General features: G+C 36.4%; 14 protein-coding genes. 1 reads left to right on the plus strand and 13 read right to left on the minus strand.

The features are described 5' to 3' along the window. Nucleotides 1–8 precede the first annotated feature (8 nt). The 11 genes from FAR12_RS04605 to tcuA form a co-directional block, all read right to left on the minus strand. The gene (locus tag FAR12_RS04605; RefSeq protein WP_126406844.1) at nucleotides 9–1,631 is read right to left on the minus strand and encodes a thiamine pyrophosphate-binding protein; all 1,623 of its coding nucleotides are present in this window, start codon (nucleotides 1,629–1,631) and stop codon (nucleotides 9–11) included. 64 nt (nucleotides 1,632–1,695) lie between these two features. Further along, nucleotides 1,696–2,751: an Ldh family oxidoreductase gene (locus tag FAR12_RS04610; protein ID WP_170972098.1), complete on the minus strand. Its 1,056-nt coding sequence runs from the start codon at nucleotides 2,749–2,751 to the stop codon at nucleotides 1,696–1,698. A 58-nt stretch (nucleotides 2,752–2,809) separates the two neighbouring features. Further along, on the minus strand, nucleotides 2,810–4,312 hold the full coding sequence (locus tag FAR12_RS04615) for a tripartite tricarboxylate transporter permease (protein WP_126406848.1): 1,503 nt from the start codon (nucleotides 4,310–4,312) through the stop codon (nucleotides 2,810–2,812). A 24-nt stretch (nucleotides 4,313–4,336) separates the two neighbouring features. Further along, nucleotides 4,337–4,786: a tripartite tricarboxylate transporter TctB family protein gene (locus tag FAR12_RS04620; RefSeq protein ID WP_126406850.1), complete on the minus strand. Its 450-nt coding sequence runs from the start codon at nucleotides 4,784–4,786 to the stop codon at nucleotides 4,337–4,339. A 68-nt stretch (nucleotides 4,787–4,854) separates the two neighbouring features. Then, the gene (locus FAR12_RS04625; RefSeq protein WP_126406852.1) at nucleotides 4,855–5,865 is read right to left on the minus strand and encodes a tripartite tricarboxylate transporter substrate binding protein; all 1,011 of its coding nucleotides are present in this window, start codon (nucleotides 5,863–5,865) and stop codon (nucleotides 4,855–4,857) included. A 109-nt stretch (nucleotides 5,866–5,974) separates the two neighbouring features. Next, nucleotides 5,975–6,976, minus strand: a complete 1,002-nt coding sequence (locus FAR12_RS04630) for a 2-hydroxyacid dehydrogenase (protein WP_170972099.1) — start codon at nucleotides 6,974–6,976, stop codon at nucleotides 5,975–5,977. 317 nt (nucleotides 6,977–7,293) lie between these two features. Beyond that, entirely contained in the window at nucleotides 7,294–8,472 is a 1,179-nt protein-coding gene (locus FAR12_RS04635) for an MFS transporter (RefSeq protein ID WP_126406856.1), read from the minus strand. A gap of 108 nt (nucleotides 8,473–8,580) precedes the next feature. After that, on the minus strand, nucleotides 8,581–9,726 hold the full coding sequence (locus tag FAR12_RS04640; RefSeq protein WP_126406858.1) for an acyl-CoA dehydrogenase family protein: 1,146 nt from the start codon (nucleotides 9,724–9,726) through the stop codon (nucleotides 8,581–8,583). Then, nucleotides 9,723–10,598 carry a succinate--CoA ligase subunit alpha gene (gene sucD / locus FAR12_RS04645; RefSeq protein ID WP_246010300.1) on the minus strand — a complete coding sequence of 292 codons (876 nt, stop codon included), beginning with the start codon at nucleotides 10,596–10,598 and terminating at the stop codon, nucleotides 9,723–9,725. The genes FAR12_RS04640 and sucD overlap by 4 nt, the downstream gene beginning before the upstream one ends. 2 nt (nucleotides 10,599–10,600) lie before the next feature. Continuing rightward, nucleotides 10,601–11,755: an ATP-grasp domain-containing protein gene (locus tag FAR12_RS04650; RefSeq protein ID WP_126406862.1), complete on the minus strand. Its 1,155-nt coding sequence runs from the start codon at nucleotides 11,753–11,755 to the stop codon at nucleotides 10,601–10,603. A gap of 321 nt (nucleotides 11,756–12,076) precedes the next feature. Continuing rightward, complete coding sequence (tcuA, locus tag FAR12_RS04655; protein ID WP_126406864.1) at nucleotides 12,077–13,594, minus strand: FAD-dependent tricarballylate dehydrogenase TcuA; 1,518 nt, start codon at nucleotides 13,592–13,594, stop codon at nucleotides 12,077–12,079. 281 nt (nucleotides 13,595–13,875) lie between these two features. Here tcuA and FAR12_RS04660 point away from each other — a divergent pair, with 281 nt between their 5' ends. Beyond that, on the plus strand, nucleotides 13,876–14,607 hold the full coding sequence (locus FAR12_RS04660) for a TerC family protein (RefSeq protein ID WP_126407406.1): 732 nt from the start codon (nucleotides 13,876–13,878) through the stop codon (nucleotides 14,605–14,607). A 42-nt stretch (nucleotides 14,608–14,649) separates the two neighbouring features. Here FAR12_RS04660 and uppS read toward each other — a convergent pair whose 3' ends face one another. Further along, the gene (gene uppS / locus FAR12_RS04665; RefSeq protein WP_126406866.1) at nucleotides 14,650–15,417 is read right to left on the minus strand and encodes an undecaprenyl pyrophosphate synthase; all 768 of its coding nucleotides are present in this window, start codon (nucleotides 15,415–15,417) and stop codon (nucleotides 14,650–14,652) included. 249 nt (nucleotides 15,418–15,666) lie between these two features. Then, on the minus strand, nucleotides 15,667–16,140 hold the full coding sequence (locus FAR12_RS04670) for a chemotaxis protein CheW (protein WP_126406868.1): 474 nt from the start codon (nucleotides 16,138–16,140) through the stop codon (nucleotides 15,667–15,669). Nucleotides 16,141–16,143 lie beyond the last annotated feature (3 nt).

The following is a 16,143-nucleotide window of genomic DNA, read 5'->3' on the forward strand; positions in this document are numbered from 1 at the left end:
CCTCCTTCTTACAATTCTCGGATAGCCTCAAATTGAGCATGATAGGAAGATGCATCAATTTTTGCTTCAATGATACTAGGCATTTGATTGGTCGATTGTAAGGCTTCTTGAATAGCACTTCTCAGTTCATCCTCAGTATCTGCAGTCCAGCCATTTGCCCCAAAGCTTTTCGCAAAAGTGACATAGTCGGGTGCTCGAAAACCATTACCTGCAGTTTTTTCATATCCTTTACTCTTTTGCTTCACATCCATTAAACTTAACCGTTGATCGGAAAAGATTATGGAAATAACAGGCCATTTATTCTGTACAGCTGTTGCAATATCAGGGAGTCTCATCATAAAACCACCATCTCCGGTTAATGAAGCAACTACTTTATTTGGAAAAAGGTGCTGAAGAGCCATTGCAGCAGGAAGTGCAAATCCCATCGTTGCTAATCCGTTTGACATGAAAAAACTTCTTGGGAGTGTAGAATTCCATAACTGAGTGACAATTAACTTACTTGCCCCCACATCAGTTGTCATCAAAGTATCAGCTGGTAAAACTTCTTGCGCAATTTCTACCACCCGATTCGCTGACAATCCTTTTACTATAATATCTAATTTTGCTTTCACACTTTCTTTATAAATAGTAATTTCATCTATGCTCCAATTACTATTGCTTTCCGTGATAGACTCATAAACCGCCTTTAGTCCAGTTTCTAAATTTCCTACTACTTCTACTTCAGCAAAATACATTTCCTCATTATTTGGAGCATCACTGATTGAAATTATAGAATGCGTGTACGGCCACTTCTTAGGCAAAAGTTCGACCGGATCAAGACCAATGGCTATAATTAAATCAGATTTCTCCAGAATCGGAGATTCTAATTTCCCACCCATAAACAGTCCAAGTGAAAGTTCATGGTCATCGGATACAGCTCCTTTAGCCTTTCCTGTTTTAAAAATGGGAATGTTCCATTTGGTCACCATACTTTCAAGGAGAGAAAACTGTTTGTTACTACCAAAATTGATTCCTAATCCAGCTATAATAATGGGATATTTAGCCTGTTCAATAACCTTTACTGCCTTTTTCACACATTTTTCATCTGGTAACACTTCATATCGACATGCGCCGCTTGGCTGAATTTCATCTTCTACTTCCTTTTTCACAATGTCATTGGGGACATCAAAGTGTACTGGTCCATAATTTGGTGTCAATGCTACTTTAAACCCACGATTTAACATTGAATTCCAATTTGTTGCTGATAAGGACGTCGAAAGTTTAGTAATTGGCTTAAAGCAATCGACATGAGGAATTTTTTGACGCAATGCATACTCTACATTTTCACTACCATACCGATCAGTTAGGGTAATTAATGGAGCCCGATCAAGTTGAGCATAAGCTAACCCTGGGGCAAGGGATAATGCCCCGGGCCCTAAGTCCGCAACACACACTCCAGGTATTTCTCTTATTTCTCCGACGATACTCGCCATAATAGCTGCCGTCGTTTCATGCTGTGTCAGGATGAAGTCAAGCCCATGATCATTCATATTACAGAGAAGATCACTGGAAGTTCCTCCTCCTGGAATTCCAAAAACTGTTTCAACTCCTGAAGCTCTTAATTTATGAACAATCGCTTCTCCTAATTTCATTGGAAACCTCCTAATCTAATTCTCAAAAAATCACAATCTAGAAAACAACACTTGTGTTTCTGAATTAAACTGACACATAATCAGGGAGCTGAATTTGTTGTTCATGGCAAAAAGAGAGAATCCTATCGAATATCCTTTCCGGTAGTTTAATTTTGTCATTCTTAAGACTTAACTTCGTTTTCCATTCCAGTTCACCTGGAAGATAGATTTCTGTATTTTCATTTATTTTTGGTACCGATTTTATCATGTTGATCAATTCATTTAATCGATTCTTAAACTCTTCTATACTCATAAACGCTTCTGGATTTAAGGAAATAAACAGGTGTCCATTATTTCTTTTCCCATCCTCCTCAATTCCTGGATTCTGATTTCCAAAATAGGCACCAGTTAACACACCAGTAAGAATATCAACCATAAGCGTAATTCCATATCCCTTATGATCACCAACTGGTAATATAAGCCCTTCTAGCGCTTCGTTTGCATCAGTGGTTGGTTCTCCTTTTGAATTAAGGGCCCATCCAACAGGTATAGGTTCCCCATTCAGGGCTTTTATCCTGATTTTCCCTCTCGCCACACTGTTAGCCATATCTAATGTAATAGGGTGTCCTATATGTGTAGGTACAGAAATGGACCAAGGATTATTTCCTAGTACTGGTTTTTTACCGCCCGTTGGTGCAATCGCAGGAGAGGCATTAGTCATGACAATTCCAATTTTATTTTGACTCGATGCTAATTCTGCGTAATAAGCAGCTGTACCAAAGTGGTTACTATTTCTCACACCGACTATACCGATGCCTTTTTCACTACTCAACTTAATCGCTTCTTTCATTGCATAGAAACTATTTACACTACCAAGTCCACTGTCTCCATCTAGTAATTTGATGTTTGACCCTTTTTCTATCAACTGAATAATTGGCTGGGGGTTAATATTACCTCTGCTAATCTGTTTAATATAAGTTGGTAGACGGAAAAGACCATGTGTATGAATTCCCTTTTGATCCGAATCTAGCAAGCTTTGGATGACAATATCTGAATGCTCTGTTGAAACACCCACTTGAATCAACGCAGATTTTCCTACCCGTATATATTCTTCATTACTGAGTAAATAGGTAGTTTCCACTAAAGAAATCATCTCCTTTCATATTTTTACAATTTAAGAACAAACTTAAAAAGTGATATTATAAATTCGGAATCTCCGTATCTTTAGATTTTCCTTTGGGATTTCGTTTTTGAAAAATCATAGCACCAAGCAAAAATAAAATTAAAATTAAAATAACGATGCTATATCCTCTTGTAAAAAAGATGCTGAAACTGCCATCTGAAAGACTTAGTGATCTCCTTAGACTCGTTTCAATAATTGGACCAAGGATAAAAGCGAGTATAAAAGCAGGTAATGAAAAATCTAATTTTTTCATAAAGTAGGCAACTACACCCGCAACAATCGCTACCCAAACATCAAAGATATTCATATTTGATGCATACACACCAATTAGAGCGATAATAAGAATAATTGGCGTAAGAGCATAGTTTGGCATAGTTAACATTCTTGCCCATAAAGATGTGGTATATTTCCCCAAGTAATACATAGCAATAGTTGCAACTAAAAACCCCCAAAAAATCCCATATACAAGATCCGGATGGGTTTCAAATACCTTTGGTCCTGGTTGAATCCCTTGTATTAGGAAGGCTCCTAAAATAACAGCTGTAGCCGGCGAACCTGGAATCCCTAAGGTTAATAAAGGAACTAGTGCTCCACCTACTGCCCCATTGTTAGCAGCTTCTGGAGCTGCTATTCCATTCGGTTCTCCCTTCCCAAATGTCTCTGGATTTTTGGAAGCTCTCTTTGCTTCAGTATAGGCAAACCACGAAGCTGGTCCAGCACCTAATCCCGGGAGAACTCCAACAAACGATCCTATGATGGAACCTCTTATCATCTCTTTGGCTACCATTTTTATCTCTTTCCAAGTTAATTTCGTTTTAAGATTTTTACTTTCAGTTACATAACGTTTATTTAGATCCCCAAGAGTAAACAGCACCTCAGATACAGCAAACATCCCTACTAGTAAAGCAATCATCGATACTCCATCTAATAGGCTAAGACTACCAAAGGTAAATCGTTGTGAACCTGTAAATCCATCTAAACCTACCATACCTAGCAACAAACCTAATAGAACAGAAATGATACTTTTGGGAATATCACTTGAACTAAGCCCCGCCACACATACTAATCCCAAGATTCCAAGTAAGAAAAATTCGGGATCTCCGAATTTAATGGCAACAGTAGATAAAGGTATTGTCAGTGTCATAAGTACCAAAGCCCCAACAAGTCCACCAATGTAAGATCCTGTAAGTGAATACCCCAGTGCTTTACCTGGATAACCCTTTTTAGCCATAACAGATCCGTCTATGACAGTTGCCGTTGCTGCAGGTGTCCCTGGTACGCCTAGTACAATCGATGAAATCGATCCACCGTATTCAGCTCCCTGATAGACAGCCACTAGTAGTAAAATGGCTCCCAATGGGGACATGGCATATGTGAACGGAAGAATCAAGGCAATTCCAATAGTGGCACCAAGACCAGGGAGTGCTCCAATCAAAAGACCATATAAGGTTCCTATTACGATGGCTATTAGATTTTCTATAGTGAAAAGGGTAGAAAAATCCATCGAAAAAAGTTCCATCGTCTCGCCTCCTTTGCATTTATCCTAAAATAGAACATTTAATAATTTTCCGAAAACAGCATATACAAAAAGAATTACAACCAATGAAATTCCAAGTGAGGTTAGAATTTTTTTGAACTTACTTCCATTGTTGTTATACAAATAAAGCAGGGCAAATAGGAAGATAAATGAGCACACATAAAAAAGCCCTAAAAATTGCCAACACATAACAAAAACAATAGCCGCCACAACCGTGTATATGACAAATTTAAATTTCTCTAACTCTACTTTTCTGTCTTCAGTCTTTTTCAGGGTTGTTATGAAACTAATAATGCAAGTAATAATTAACAAAATGGATATTACTTTTGGAAAAAAATCTGGTCCAATCGGCTGGTTCGTAGTCAAGGTCTTTAATGAAAAAGATTGATAAAGAAAAATTGCAGATACCAAAGTTATGAGAAGCAGCATTACATTTGTTCCTTTTTTATAACTCATTGAATTACCTCACTTTCATCTGGATAAAAGCATGGAGAGCATTCTGCTCTCCCGCTCCAACCATTTTTTTACTTCTTAATACTTTCAAACAGTTCTTTTCCATCCTCATAATAGTTGTTGAATACTTCTGTTAATTCCTCTCCAGTTTTAAAGTAAATATCTTGATTTGTGTTTTTAGCGTATTCCTTAAATTCAGGAGTCTCAGATACCTTTCGTAAAACCTCTGTTATTTTTTCCACTATTTCTTCAGGGGTACCTGGCCTAACAAAATAGGCTCTCCAAATAAGTTCATCATCAATACTTGTAATTCCTAATTCTTTAAACGTCGGTACATCCGGATGTGTTGGAAGTCGTTCTGCGCTGCTTACACCTAATAATCGAAGGTCGCCAGACTCAACCTGTTGCTGTACAACTTCACCGGAAGAAGTGATAGCGTCTCCATTCCCACCAAGAATTCTCGTTAACGCCTCAGAACCTCCGTCATAGGCAATATAGTTAAAGTTAATATCTGCTTCCTCCATAATTTTTAGAGAGAAAATATGTGTTGTACCATAAGTTTGTGAAGAAACAACATTCAATTTCCCAGGATTGTTTTTTGCATACTCAACAAAATCCTGAAAAGTTATGAATGGACTATCTTTTGGGACAGCTAATACCTGGTAGTTTGAAACCATTGTCGCTACCGGCTGTATATCTTTTGCTTCAAATGGAATTTCGCCAGAAGCCATTGTTAGTGGTAGAGTTGAAGAGTGGTTTAAGATAGTGTATCCATCTGCAGGTTTACTAAGCGCATAATTAAGTGCAATCGCACCACTTCCACCTTCTTTATTTTCAACAATAATTGTCTGGCCAAATTCTTTTTCAGCAAGTTTAGCCACTTCTCTTGTCATAATGTCTCCAGAACCACCAGCTGAAAACGGAACGACGAAAGTAATTGGTCTATTTGGGTAATCACTTGTGTTTTTTTCCCCACCTGACTGATTAGAATTTTCATTCGTTTTTGTACTAGAACTACACGCAACTAGAACGGTAGCTAATAATAAAAAAGTAATTACTAATATAGAACACTTTTTCCCCATCCATAGCACCCCTTTAATTATGATAAATAGTATCGCTAATAACTCTTTATTATTTGTAAATTTCGCCCTAAAAAGAAAACGCTTCCATTAATATTCTAAAAACATACCTCTATATCGAACAAGATTGAAGTTCGTTAAAGTTAACAATGTCTTTTTCATTCGGAAGTTTCCCATTGCTTAAGACAGAATTGATATTAAGGCATGCTTTCTGAATAACCGCTTCCATTGCTTCATTTGTTCCACCTCCGATATGGGGTGTTAGTATCACATTCGGTAAAGAAGCCAGTTTGTTATCTTTCTCTATTGGTTCAGTTTCAAATACATCCAAACCTGCACCTGTCAACCGTCCAGATTTTAACACGTCATAAAGAGCATCCTCATCAATGACTCCTCCACGACAAGTATTTATTAAAACCGCTGTTTCCTTCATCAACAAAAGTCGTTCTTTATTAACTAAGTGATACGTTCCAGAGTTTAAGGGAACATGTAATGAAACAACATCCGATTCTTGAATAAGTTTATCTAAATTCTTATAAGATACTCCTAACTCCGCTTCCTTTTCATTTGACAAACGATACGTGTCATAGTAGGAAATTTCACATTCAAATCCTTTTAAAAGTCTGCAGACTTCCCGTCCAATATTTCCAAATCCTATTAAACCGACTTTCTTATAAGAAAGCTGATAAGAATGGTCACGTAGCTGTGTCTTTAACCATTCACCTTTGTGAACAATATAGTTGTGAGCTGTGACTAAATGTTTAAAAACCGATAGCATTAAGATAACGGAATGCTCAGCAACAGCTGTTGAGTTTAATCCTGGCGCATTAGCTACTGGAATCTTACGTTTTGAAGCTTCTACTAGATCAATATTGTTTATACCTGCACCTAGTTTTTGAATAAAAACACAATCATCAGCCTTCTCAATCCATTCCTTTGAAATCCCGTGAGTAAACGTTATCAAAACATTAGCAGTTCTAATATGCTTTTCCCAATCCTTCTTGTCTTTACAAAAAACAATGTCTATCTCTTTTGATAGTTGCTCCATTATCAAAATTTCCATCCTCTTCGAGATGCTATCTAAACAAAGTACTTTTTTTCTATTCAATCCCATTAAAATTCCCCCTATCATGGATTAACTTTTAATTTCGTTTCTTATATTACTATCACCTCTTTTATTCCAGATTATTCTGAATTTTCCTTCTGTTATAATCATACTAAATTCTTTTCAATTTGAATAATAGATATCCGTTATCGTATACATAACCAGAAGTTATAAATAGCCAGTCATTTCCCCTAGTAGAAAAAAGTGATTTTAAAGCAAAATCTTTAGGTTGAGTAAATAACAATAATTTTAATGAACCAATTAGTATTTACTACTAACACAAAAAACAAATAGTTCGAATATCTTCTAAGATTTTTCGAACTATTTTACATGGATCTGATTTTCGGTTTCTTCTTCATAGTTGGTCCTTCTCTTGTTCTGATGCCTTTCGCTAATACGGCTCCTGCTCCAAGCAATATTGCTTCAAATATAAAAATTGCTCCCAAGCCAATTAAATTACTTATACCTGCAAATATTACAGGTGTGATAATTTGTGAAAATCTATTTCCTGCCAGACGAATTCCTAATACTTCGCCAGTATGTCCAATCGGGGCTAGATTATAGGAAACTATCGTCGTAAGGGGCTGAGTAATGCCCAATCCACATCCTAGTAATATCGAAATTAAAATGATTAAAGGATAATAGGAGGTTAATGGAACAGCAAGGTAAGAGACTGCACCACAAAACATAAAAATAGAAATAAGTTTTGCTCGGCCCAATTTCTCTGTAAGGGTAGAAATAAAAACTCGGATGGCTACACTTGCTAAAGCCGTAATCGTCAATATCCACCCAATTTCTGAAGGGCTCATGCCGATAGAACTTGAATAGAGAGGATAATAAACATTAAAAATATCTATAGCTGCTAAATTAATCATACTAATAAAAATGGATAGCTTTAGTTTAGGAATGGACAGCAATTTTCTTACACCCATCGTCTTAATTTTATCGCTGTTTAGCTTCTGTTGATTTGATTTTTTGATAATAAGGGATAACACAAGCGGAACGATTGAAAAAAACACAAATAACAAAAATGAATGCTGAAAGCCTAAATGCTCAGTTGAATACCCTCCAATTAATGGTCCAAACATTAAGCCAAGTGATGTAAATAGACTCATATTGGCAAAGGCTTGGTCCCTTTTTGAAGGTGGGACAGAGCTTGCAACCCCATTTTGAATGGCCACTATAGCAAGTAATTGAGCCCCTCCTAAGATTAATTGGGAGATATACAGAGTTAACAAAACTGGAAATAGATACGGAAGTATTAATGCAATCACCAAACTCACAGACCCAATTAGGATAGGAATTTTCTCACCATATTTATCAACAAACCTTCCCGCAAAAATGGCAAGCAAAAAAGGTGTTACTGAATAGCAAGCAGTGATAAATCCTATTTCTGTCATCGTTGCATCTAATGTTTCAGCAAATAAAGAAGTCATAGGACGGACTGCAGCTACGGGAAGTAAGACAAACAAAGCAGAAATTAAATAAATATAATGATTTTTCATATAATAAACCACCTTGTGTGGAGTTAAATTCTGCAAGTGTAAGTTAATTACATAAACTAGACAGTGTTTTAAAGAATGGAGAGTTACAATCAACCCTCCATTCTCCTATTAGTAAACTCTATTGGTCCTTAATATATTTTTAGCAATTAAGTCCCTTTGTATTTGCGATGTACCTCCACCTAACGTTCCGTACCTGGCTCCCCTTACCATTCTTTCAACAGGATATTCCTTAGTATAGCCATATCCTCCATGCAGTTGTAGGGCCTGATTTGTTACTCGAATAGCCATTTCATTCGTCATTAATTTTGCTACTGAAGCTTCTTGTTGATTAGGGAATCCCTTTCCTGCATTGATAGCTGCCCTATAAAGTAGGGTTTTACTTGCTTCAATATCCACATACATATCAGCAAGCATCCATTTGACTCCTTGGAAATCAGCAATTTCTTTGCCGAATTGTCTCCGTTCCTTTGTGTATTTCACCGCTTCATTAAATGCTCCTTCTGCTAAACCTAGACTTATAGATGCGTTTAGACAACGTTGGGTATTAAAAGCGGTCAATAATTTCTTAAACCCATTTTCGCGGACTAAAATATTTTCTTTCGGTACCTGACACTGATCTAAGACAACTTCCCACAAATATTCTCCACCCATTGTTTTAAAGCCTTGACTGACTTTCATTCCAGGAGTGTTTTTTTCAATTAATAAGCATCCGACTCCATTACTTCCTGGCTCTCCTTCAAATCTTGTAAATAATAAGAACAAATCCGCTACATCTGCACGGCTAATTAATGTTTTAACACCATTAACAGTATAATTCTCACCATTTAAAACGGCATTTGTTTGAATATTAGCCACATCTGATCCTACATCAGGTTCTGTCATACAAATTGCTAAAATTTTCTCTCCTCTAGCAACTCCTGGTAAGTACTTCATTTTTTGTTCTTCAGTCCCATATGCAACAAGTGCTTTTGCTTGGACTCCTACTTCACCTAAAGCTGCCATCGCTGTTACATAACATCCTTTTGCTACTTCCTCTAAAATAAGGACAGCATCCATTATTGTTCCGTCAGATCCGCCATATTTCTCAGGAATTGATATCCCTAGCAAACCTAATTCTCCCAAAATTTTAATTGTTTCAAAAGGAAATTCTCCTTTTTCACATATTTCTGCTGCTCTAGGTTTGATTTCCTTCTCAGTTATTTCTCTTACTGTTTTCACTAATAATTTTTGCTCATCTGATAATGTAAAATTCATTTCTTTTTCTCCCCCATCATTTTCTTTAAGATAGTAACAACTTCAGATATAGAAGTTGCAACTTGAACACCACTTTCCTGTAAATACTGTATTTTTTGTGCATATCCACCTTGATTATTTGCGATCAATGCACCAGCATGACCCATCGGTACATCCTTAGGGGCTGTTCTTCCTGCTATATAAGCAACAACAGGTTTCGAATTATTGTTATCTAAAAAAGTAGCTGCCTCTTCTTCATCGTTACCTCCTATTTCTCCAACCATAACAATATAGTCCGTTTCACCATCTTCATTAAACAATTTAAGTACCTCTTTAAAGGATGTTCCTCTTATCGGATCTCCCCCTATACCCATGATTGTTGATTGCCCAATGCCTTCTTTGGTCAATTGATAACAAATTTCATAGGTTAAAGTACCACTTTTTCCAACCACACCAACATTCCCTGGTAATGTAATAATGTCTGGTAGGAAACCAATTTTTGTTTTTCCTGGTACCGTAATTCCTGGTGTACATGGTCCTAGCAATCTAGTTTTTGACTTCGAAAGTTTCTCGTATACTTTTAACATATCCAGCTTTGGGATACCTTCGGTCACACACACGATTATCTTAATTTCCGATTCAATACTTTCAATAATGGCATTGGCTGCCGATTGAGGAGGTGCATAGATAATAGAGAGATCTATAGTGTGCTTGTTTAGCGCTTGTCTGACCGTGTCATAAATGGGCCAGTCTTCAACATATGAACCACCTTTTCCAGGAGATACTCCAGCTATAATTCGAGTATTATTTGCCCTCATGTTTATAGCATGTTTTTTAGCAGTGTAGCTCGTTAATCCTTGAACCAATACACTTGTATTCTCATTAATCAACACACTCAATTTGTTACTACCCCCTTTGCAATTTTCTGTAAAGATTCTTCCAATGAATTGGTTACATATAACCCTGTATTTTGGAGCATCTTTTTTGCTTTTTCGAAATTATTACCTTCCAATCTTATTATCCATTCTACATGTCTAGTAAAAATCACCTGACTCTTCGCCTTTAATAAGGTTTCGACAAACTCCTCTAAATCAGTAATACCTGCAAAGATACTGACAAAAATACAATTTATATTTTTACATCCTTTAAATTTTTCAAGCATTAAAACTAACCTTGTCGAGTCACCTTTCAGTTGCCCAGACCGAACATCTGAAAAATTAATAGGGTTTATCCCCCTATAACTTAATTCATCAATAGTTGCCATTGTTAAACCGGCTCCTGTTGTAATCAATCCTACTGTTCCGTATGGATTCAACAGCACAAAATCAAAACCATAATTGTATTTATACCAGGCTTGTGGATATACTTGAGGCATTTCATTAATAATTTTTTGTAGTACGGGTTGGCGAGAAACAGCATTATCATCCATATATAAATGGACATCTAAAATTTGAATACTACCATCATTAGTCAAAACGAGAGGATTAATTTCCAATAGTTCACAATCGTACTTCCAAAAAAGTGAATACAATTGTTGAATCATTTTCATAAATTGATTCAAATACACTCTTGGAACGTTAGCTTTAGCTAACATTTTCCCTAACCTGTGTTCCTCCAATCCATTCTGAATAGGAATTGGATAAGTTAATAATGTAGTAGAATCATTTCTCTCTTCTACTTCGACACCTCCGTTCGAACTAAAAAGCATAATAATCTCTTTAGCTTGTAAATTTAATGTAAAACTTAGATAATATTCTTTCAGAATTTCAATTGGCTCCTCAGCTAAAATACTTTCAATCCTTTTTCCATTAAGATCTTTACCTATTTTTTTCTCATACCAATCTTCTGCTTCTTCAACGCTATAAATAAATTGAATTCCACCCGATTTCCCCCTGCCTCCAATTAATGTTTGAGCTTTAAATATCAAAGGTAAGCCAATCTCTTGGATGGCATACTGAATTGTCAGTCTATTCTTGATCAAAACGGACTTTGGTACTGGTAACCTCTCATCCCGTAAAATCTGCTTGGCATCATACTCAAAAAGTCTCATTCTTCTAAATTCCTCCTAGTACCAATTATGTGGCTATTAAATTACTGAAATATTCCATCATCGTTTTATATTGAAACCCCTTTCATTAAAACAGATACACATTTTAACAAAATCATATAAAAGAGTTTTATATTATGAACACTAATATTTGCACAAAATATGATGCGATTCTGTAAAGAAGTACAATCCTATACTTGAGTCATATTTGATATCTCCTAAAAACTTTTGGAGTTTATTTTGACTTAATCATTAAGATGGTACAAAGAACTAAAAAAGGTTTAACTAAGAAATACCTCAGTCAAACCAAATTCTGGTCATTTCTTAGCCAAATACGGTGCTATTCCTCTTCTCTGAAAATTTGGCAGCATGATTACCAGCAACTTTCCCAAAGACAGAACCTGCCATTAGGCCAGTACCACCAGGATAATTGAAATAGAATAAACCACCTACCAATTCACCTGCTGCATATAGCCCAGGAATGGAGGTTTCAGCTGTATCTTGAACTTCACAATTATTATTTATTTTTAGTCCTCCGAATGTAAAAGTAATCCCACAGGTAACCTGATAAGCTTCAAATGGTCCTTGATCAATCGTATTAGCCCAATTTGTTTTCGGTATATCAAGTCCTTTTGTTGAACGTCCATCCTTAATATTTGGATTAAATGGAATATCTGTTTGTACAGCTTCATTATATTGTTTGATATATTCTAAGAAACCCTCTGGATCTACACCTTCCATTTTTTGAGCAAGTTCTTCTAGAGTATTAGCTTTTACTTTTGTAACTTGTTTAATTCGGTATTCATCTCTTAATAAATGAGTAACTTTTTGGTCAAAAATTTGCCATGCAAACTGACCTGGTTGTTCTAAAATGACACGACCATATTTTGCATACGTATAGTTTCGGAAATCTGCTCCTTCATCCACAAACCTTTTACCAGTCGCGTTTATCATAATTCCAAATGGGTAACTATGCTTCTGAAATCCGTCACCTACTGTAAGATCACCATGTTCCGGTGCATTAAAATCCCAACCGACCGCATGAGAACCAGACCAATGCCCGTAAGATCTTGCACCAATATCTAATGCCATTTTAATCCCATCACCTGTATTAAAACGGGTTCCACGTACTTTGGCTAGTTCCCATCCAGGACCCAAATAGCGAGTTCTCATTTCTGTATTCGCTTGGAATCCCCCGGAAGCTAGTATAACAGCATTACATTTTATGTTTACGGTTTTTCCTTTCAATTTCAGTTTTACTCCGTATACTCCATCATCATTACTAAGTAAAGTTGTTGCATGTGCATCATATAAGACTTTAATGTCTTCTTTTTCCGCAGCTTCATGTAATGCATCTACCAACCCAGGACCGCCACCAATAGCTTCAACTGTTAAGCCACCCCAAAATTTGAATTTCCCATCCACTTTAAAAGCTTGTCTTCCATAGATTGGAGCAAATCGAATTTTTTTAGAGCGCATCCAAATCATCGTGTCCAAACTTTCACTCGTTAGAATCTCTGCCAAATCGGCATCAGTGCGATATTGAGTTACTCTACACATATCCTCATAAAACTGTTCTTCTGTATATGTTCCAAAATCAGTAGATTCAATTTCTTCTTCCGTCAAATCAGGTACAACCTTAAGTAAATCCTCAACTCCACTATAGGCAAATCGGATCGCTCCAGCAGTAAAAGTACTATTTCCACCCCGTTCTTTTTTGGGAGATTTCTCCAAAACAATTACATTTGCCCCTTGTTCCCTAGCTGATAATGCTGCACACATCGCAGCATTTCCGGCACCAACAACTATTACATCTGTCGTATATAAAAATTTTTCATCCATGTAATTTCCTCCCCTGAATCATTATACCTTTATGTTAATCGAATATTTAGAATAAATAAAATTCCATTCTTTTATCCGTTTCCATAAAAAAAAGTAATACCACCATTAAACAAACATAGAATCCATTCAAGCTCACTATACTCACATATTAGAATTTAGAAAACGTTATGTCGACTAAGACTCATATATCCAAATACCCGTCATAAATTTATATAGTACAGGTTGGACAGACATTCAATTTGGCTCAATTAGAACTTACAAAAAAGGAGTAATTAATTTTGATGGAGTTCCTTCAAGAAACATTCAATCATTTTGGTACATTTTTTTCTTTAGATTCATTAAAGCAAGTGTTGTTTGATCCGGCTAACTGGGGAATCATTGGGACTCTTATCATCCTTGAAGGATTATTATCCGCAGACAACGCCCTCGTGTTAGCCATGATGGTCAAGCATTTGCCGGAAGAACAAAGAAGGAAAGCACTTTTTTATGGAATTATTGGTGCTTATTTTTTCCGTTTCCTCATAATTGGACTAGGACTTTCCATCATCCATATTGGATGGATTAAAATTGTCTGCGGTCACTATTTGCTATTTCTAGTATTACAGAACCTCTTTCAGAAAAATGATGATGATGACGATGTTGCGACGAAAAAAATGGGATTTTGGAAAACCGTGTTAACCGTGGAATTGGTGGATATTACATTTAGCTTTGATAGTGTACTTGCGGCATTTGGCGTTTCTAATCAGGAATGGGTTTTACTCTTAGGAGGAATCTTGGGGATATTAATGATGCGGGGTGTTGCTAGATTATTTCTTGCATTGATTGACAGAGTGCCTGAATTGGAAACTACTGCTTTTGTGCTTATTGGTGTAATTGGTCTAAAAATGATTGGTACCGCATTTGGCTTTCATATGGAAGACATCTTATTCTTTAGTGTATTAATCACGATCTTCTTCGGAACATTTATTATACATTGGTTCAGGAAAACTTTAGGAAATAAAACGGTTGGGTAGACAGTAGACTATTTGAGGAGCTCTTATCTAGAGCTCCTCCATTCATTTTAATATTCCACCATATCTTCTTTCTCTTTCCCGGTATTTTTCCAACGCATGCAGGAATTCCTTTTCAGAAAAATCCGGCCACAGCACATCGGTAAACCAGAACTCCGTGTAAGCAAGCTGCCAAAGCAAGAAATTGCTCAGGCGTTTTTCCCCTCCTGTACGAATAAGGAGATCAGGGTCTTTCACACCAGCTGTATATAGATATCCTGAAAACTGTTGTTCATCTAGTTCATCCAAAGATACTTTTCCATTGTTTATGTCCCTGATCAGCTCTTTCGTTGCATTTAGAATCTCATGTCTACTTCCATAGTTAAGTGCAAAATTCAGCTGAAGACCGTCATTATCCCGCGTACGATTAATCGCATGCTGAATGGCCTCTCTTGTATAGAATGGTAGATTATTCATATCACCGATTGCCTCAATACGTACATTTTGAGATATAAGCTCTGGCAAATATATAGACAGAAACTCCTTGGGAAGTTTCAAAATGAAATCAATTTCGTGCTTTGGACGTTTCCAGTTTTCCGTGGAAAACGCATAAATTGTCAATACCTTCACCTTTGATTTGATTGCGGTCTTGACAATTTTCACAATGGTAGATACTCCTTCTTTATGGCCAGCAGCTCTAGGCATATCCCGTTTCTCTGCCCACCTTCCGTTTCCGTCCATAATGATGGCTACATGGTCCGGTGTATCATCTTCCCGATAGTGGAAGGATTCTTCCAATTGGGTGTTATTGAAAAAGGGAACTTTCATAGACATTTTCACCTCGCGAAAATTAAGTGTTTATTCATCGAAATGACATCTCACTTATTTACTGTCATTCAGAAATTTACCATATAATTTATCGTTTTGCAATAAATTTTTATCTCACGAGAATTATTAATTATTGAAAAATGGTGTTTTTCTGTAACAAAAAAAAGCATTCAACAGTACCGATAAATGCTTTATCCCAAATCAAAATTATTCATTTACTAACTTATTGATCAAAAAAAGTAGCCGAACACTCGGCTACTTTTGCAATTGATTTTCCATATATTCTTGTATTTCTCGTATACCTTCTAGTGTTTTGACTAACACCGTTGGAGAAATAATTGTGATTAGACGGCCGTCTAAATTCGCTACTCCTGTAAAATAGCTTGTCTTTTGATAAGCTACCAGTCCGACTTGTTTGATGTCTTCCGCTGGGATATCAAGGATTTCCTTCGCTTCTTTCACCAACACACCTAATGAAATATCATCCGTATTTAAAACAATGACACGAACAGAATCACTAGATTCCATTTCCCGATTATAGAGAATATTTTCTGTATCAATGGCCGGGATTAATTCTCCACGGACCTTCATAATTCCTTTCACATACGTTGGTAAATGAGGAATTGGCGTAATCCCTTCTAATTTCTCAATAGAAATAACATTTTCGATCGGGATGGCATATTCTTCATTTCCTACTGTAAAAACAACTAGTTTATTTGAATCTTGCATGAT

This window comes from Bacillus yapensis, assembly GCF_005280205.1.
Classification (GTDB): Bacteria; Bacillota; Bacilli; order Bacillales; family Cytobacillaceae; genus Robertmurraya; species Robertmurraya yapensis.

Bases quoted from the DNA above. Each gene is read 5' to 3' on its own strand.
- FAR12_RS04605 (WP_126406844.1), bottom strand. From the start codon at position 1,631: ATGAAATTAGGAGAAGCGATTGTTCATAAATTAAGAGCTTCAGGAGTT.
- FAR12_RS04615 (WP_126406848.1), bottom strand. From the start codon at position 4,312: ATGGAACTTTTTTCGATGGATTTTTCTACCCTTTTCACTATAGAAAAT.
- FAR12_RS04620 (WP_126406850.1), bottom strand. From the start codon at position 4,786: ATGAGTTATAAAAAAGGAACAAATGTAATGCTGCTTCTCATAACTTTG.
- FAR12_RS04625 (WP_126406852.1), bottom strand. From the start codon at position 5,865: ATGGGGAAAAAGTGTTCTATATTAGTAATTACTTTTTTATTATTAGCT.
- FAR12_RS04630 (WP_170972099.1), bottom strand. From the start codon at position 6,976: ATGGGATTGAATAGAAAAAAAGTACTTTGTTTAGATAGCATCTCGAAG.
- FAR12_RS04635 (WP_126406856.1), bottom strand. From the start codon at position 8,472: ATGAAAAATCATTATATTTATTTAATTTCTGCTTTGTTTGTCTTACTT.
- FAR12_RS04640 (WP_126406858.1), bottom strand. From the start codon at position 9,726: ATGAATTTTACATTATCAGATGAGCAAAAATTATTAGTGAAAACAGTA.
- FAR12_RS04650 (WP_126406862.1), bottom strand. From the start codon at position 11,755: ATGAGACTTTTTGAGTATGATGCCAAGCAGATTTTACGGGATGAGAGG.
- tcuA (WP_126406864.1), bottom strand. From the start codon at position 13,594: ATGGATGAAAAATTTTTATATACGACAGATGTAATAGTTGTTGGTGCC.
- FAR12_RS04660 (WP_126407406.1), top strand. From the start codon at position 13,876: ATGGAGTTCCTTCAAGAAACATTCAATCATTTTGGTACATTTTTTTCT.
- uppS (WP_126406866.1), bottom strand. From the start codon at position 15,417: ATGTCTATGAAAGTTCCCTTTTTCAATAACACCCAATTGGAAGAATCC.
- FAR12_RS04670 (WP_126406868.1), bottom strand. From the start codon at position 16,140: ATGCAAGATTCAAATAAACTAGTTGTTTTTACAGTAGGAAATGAAGAA.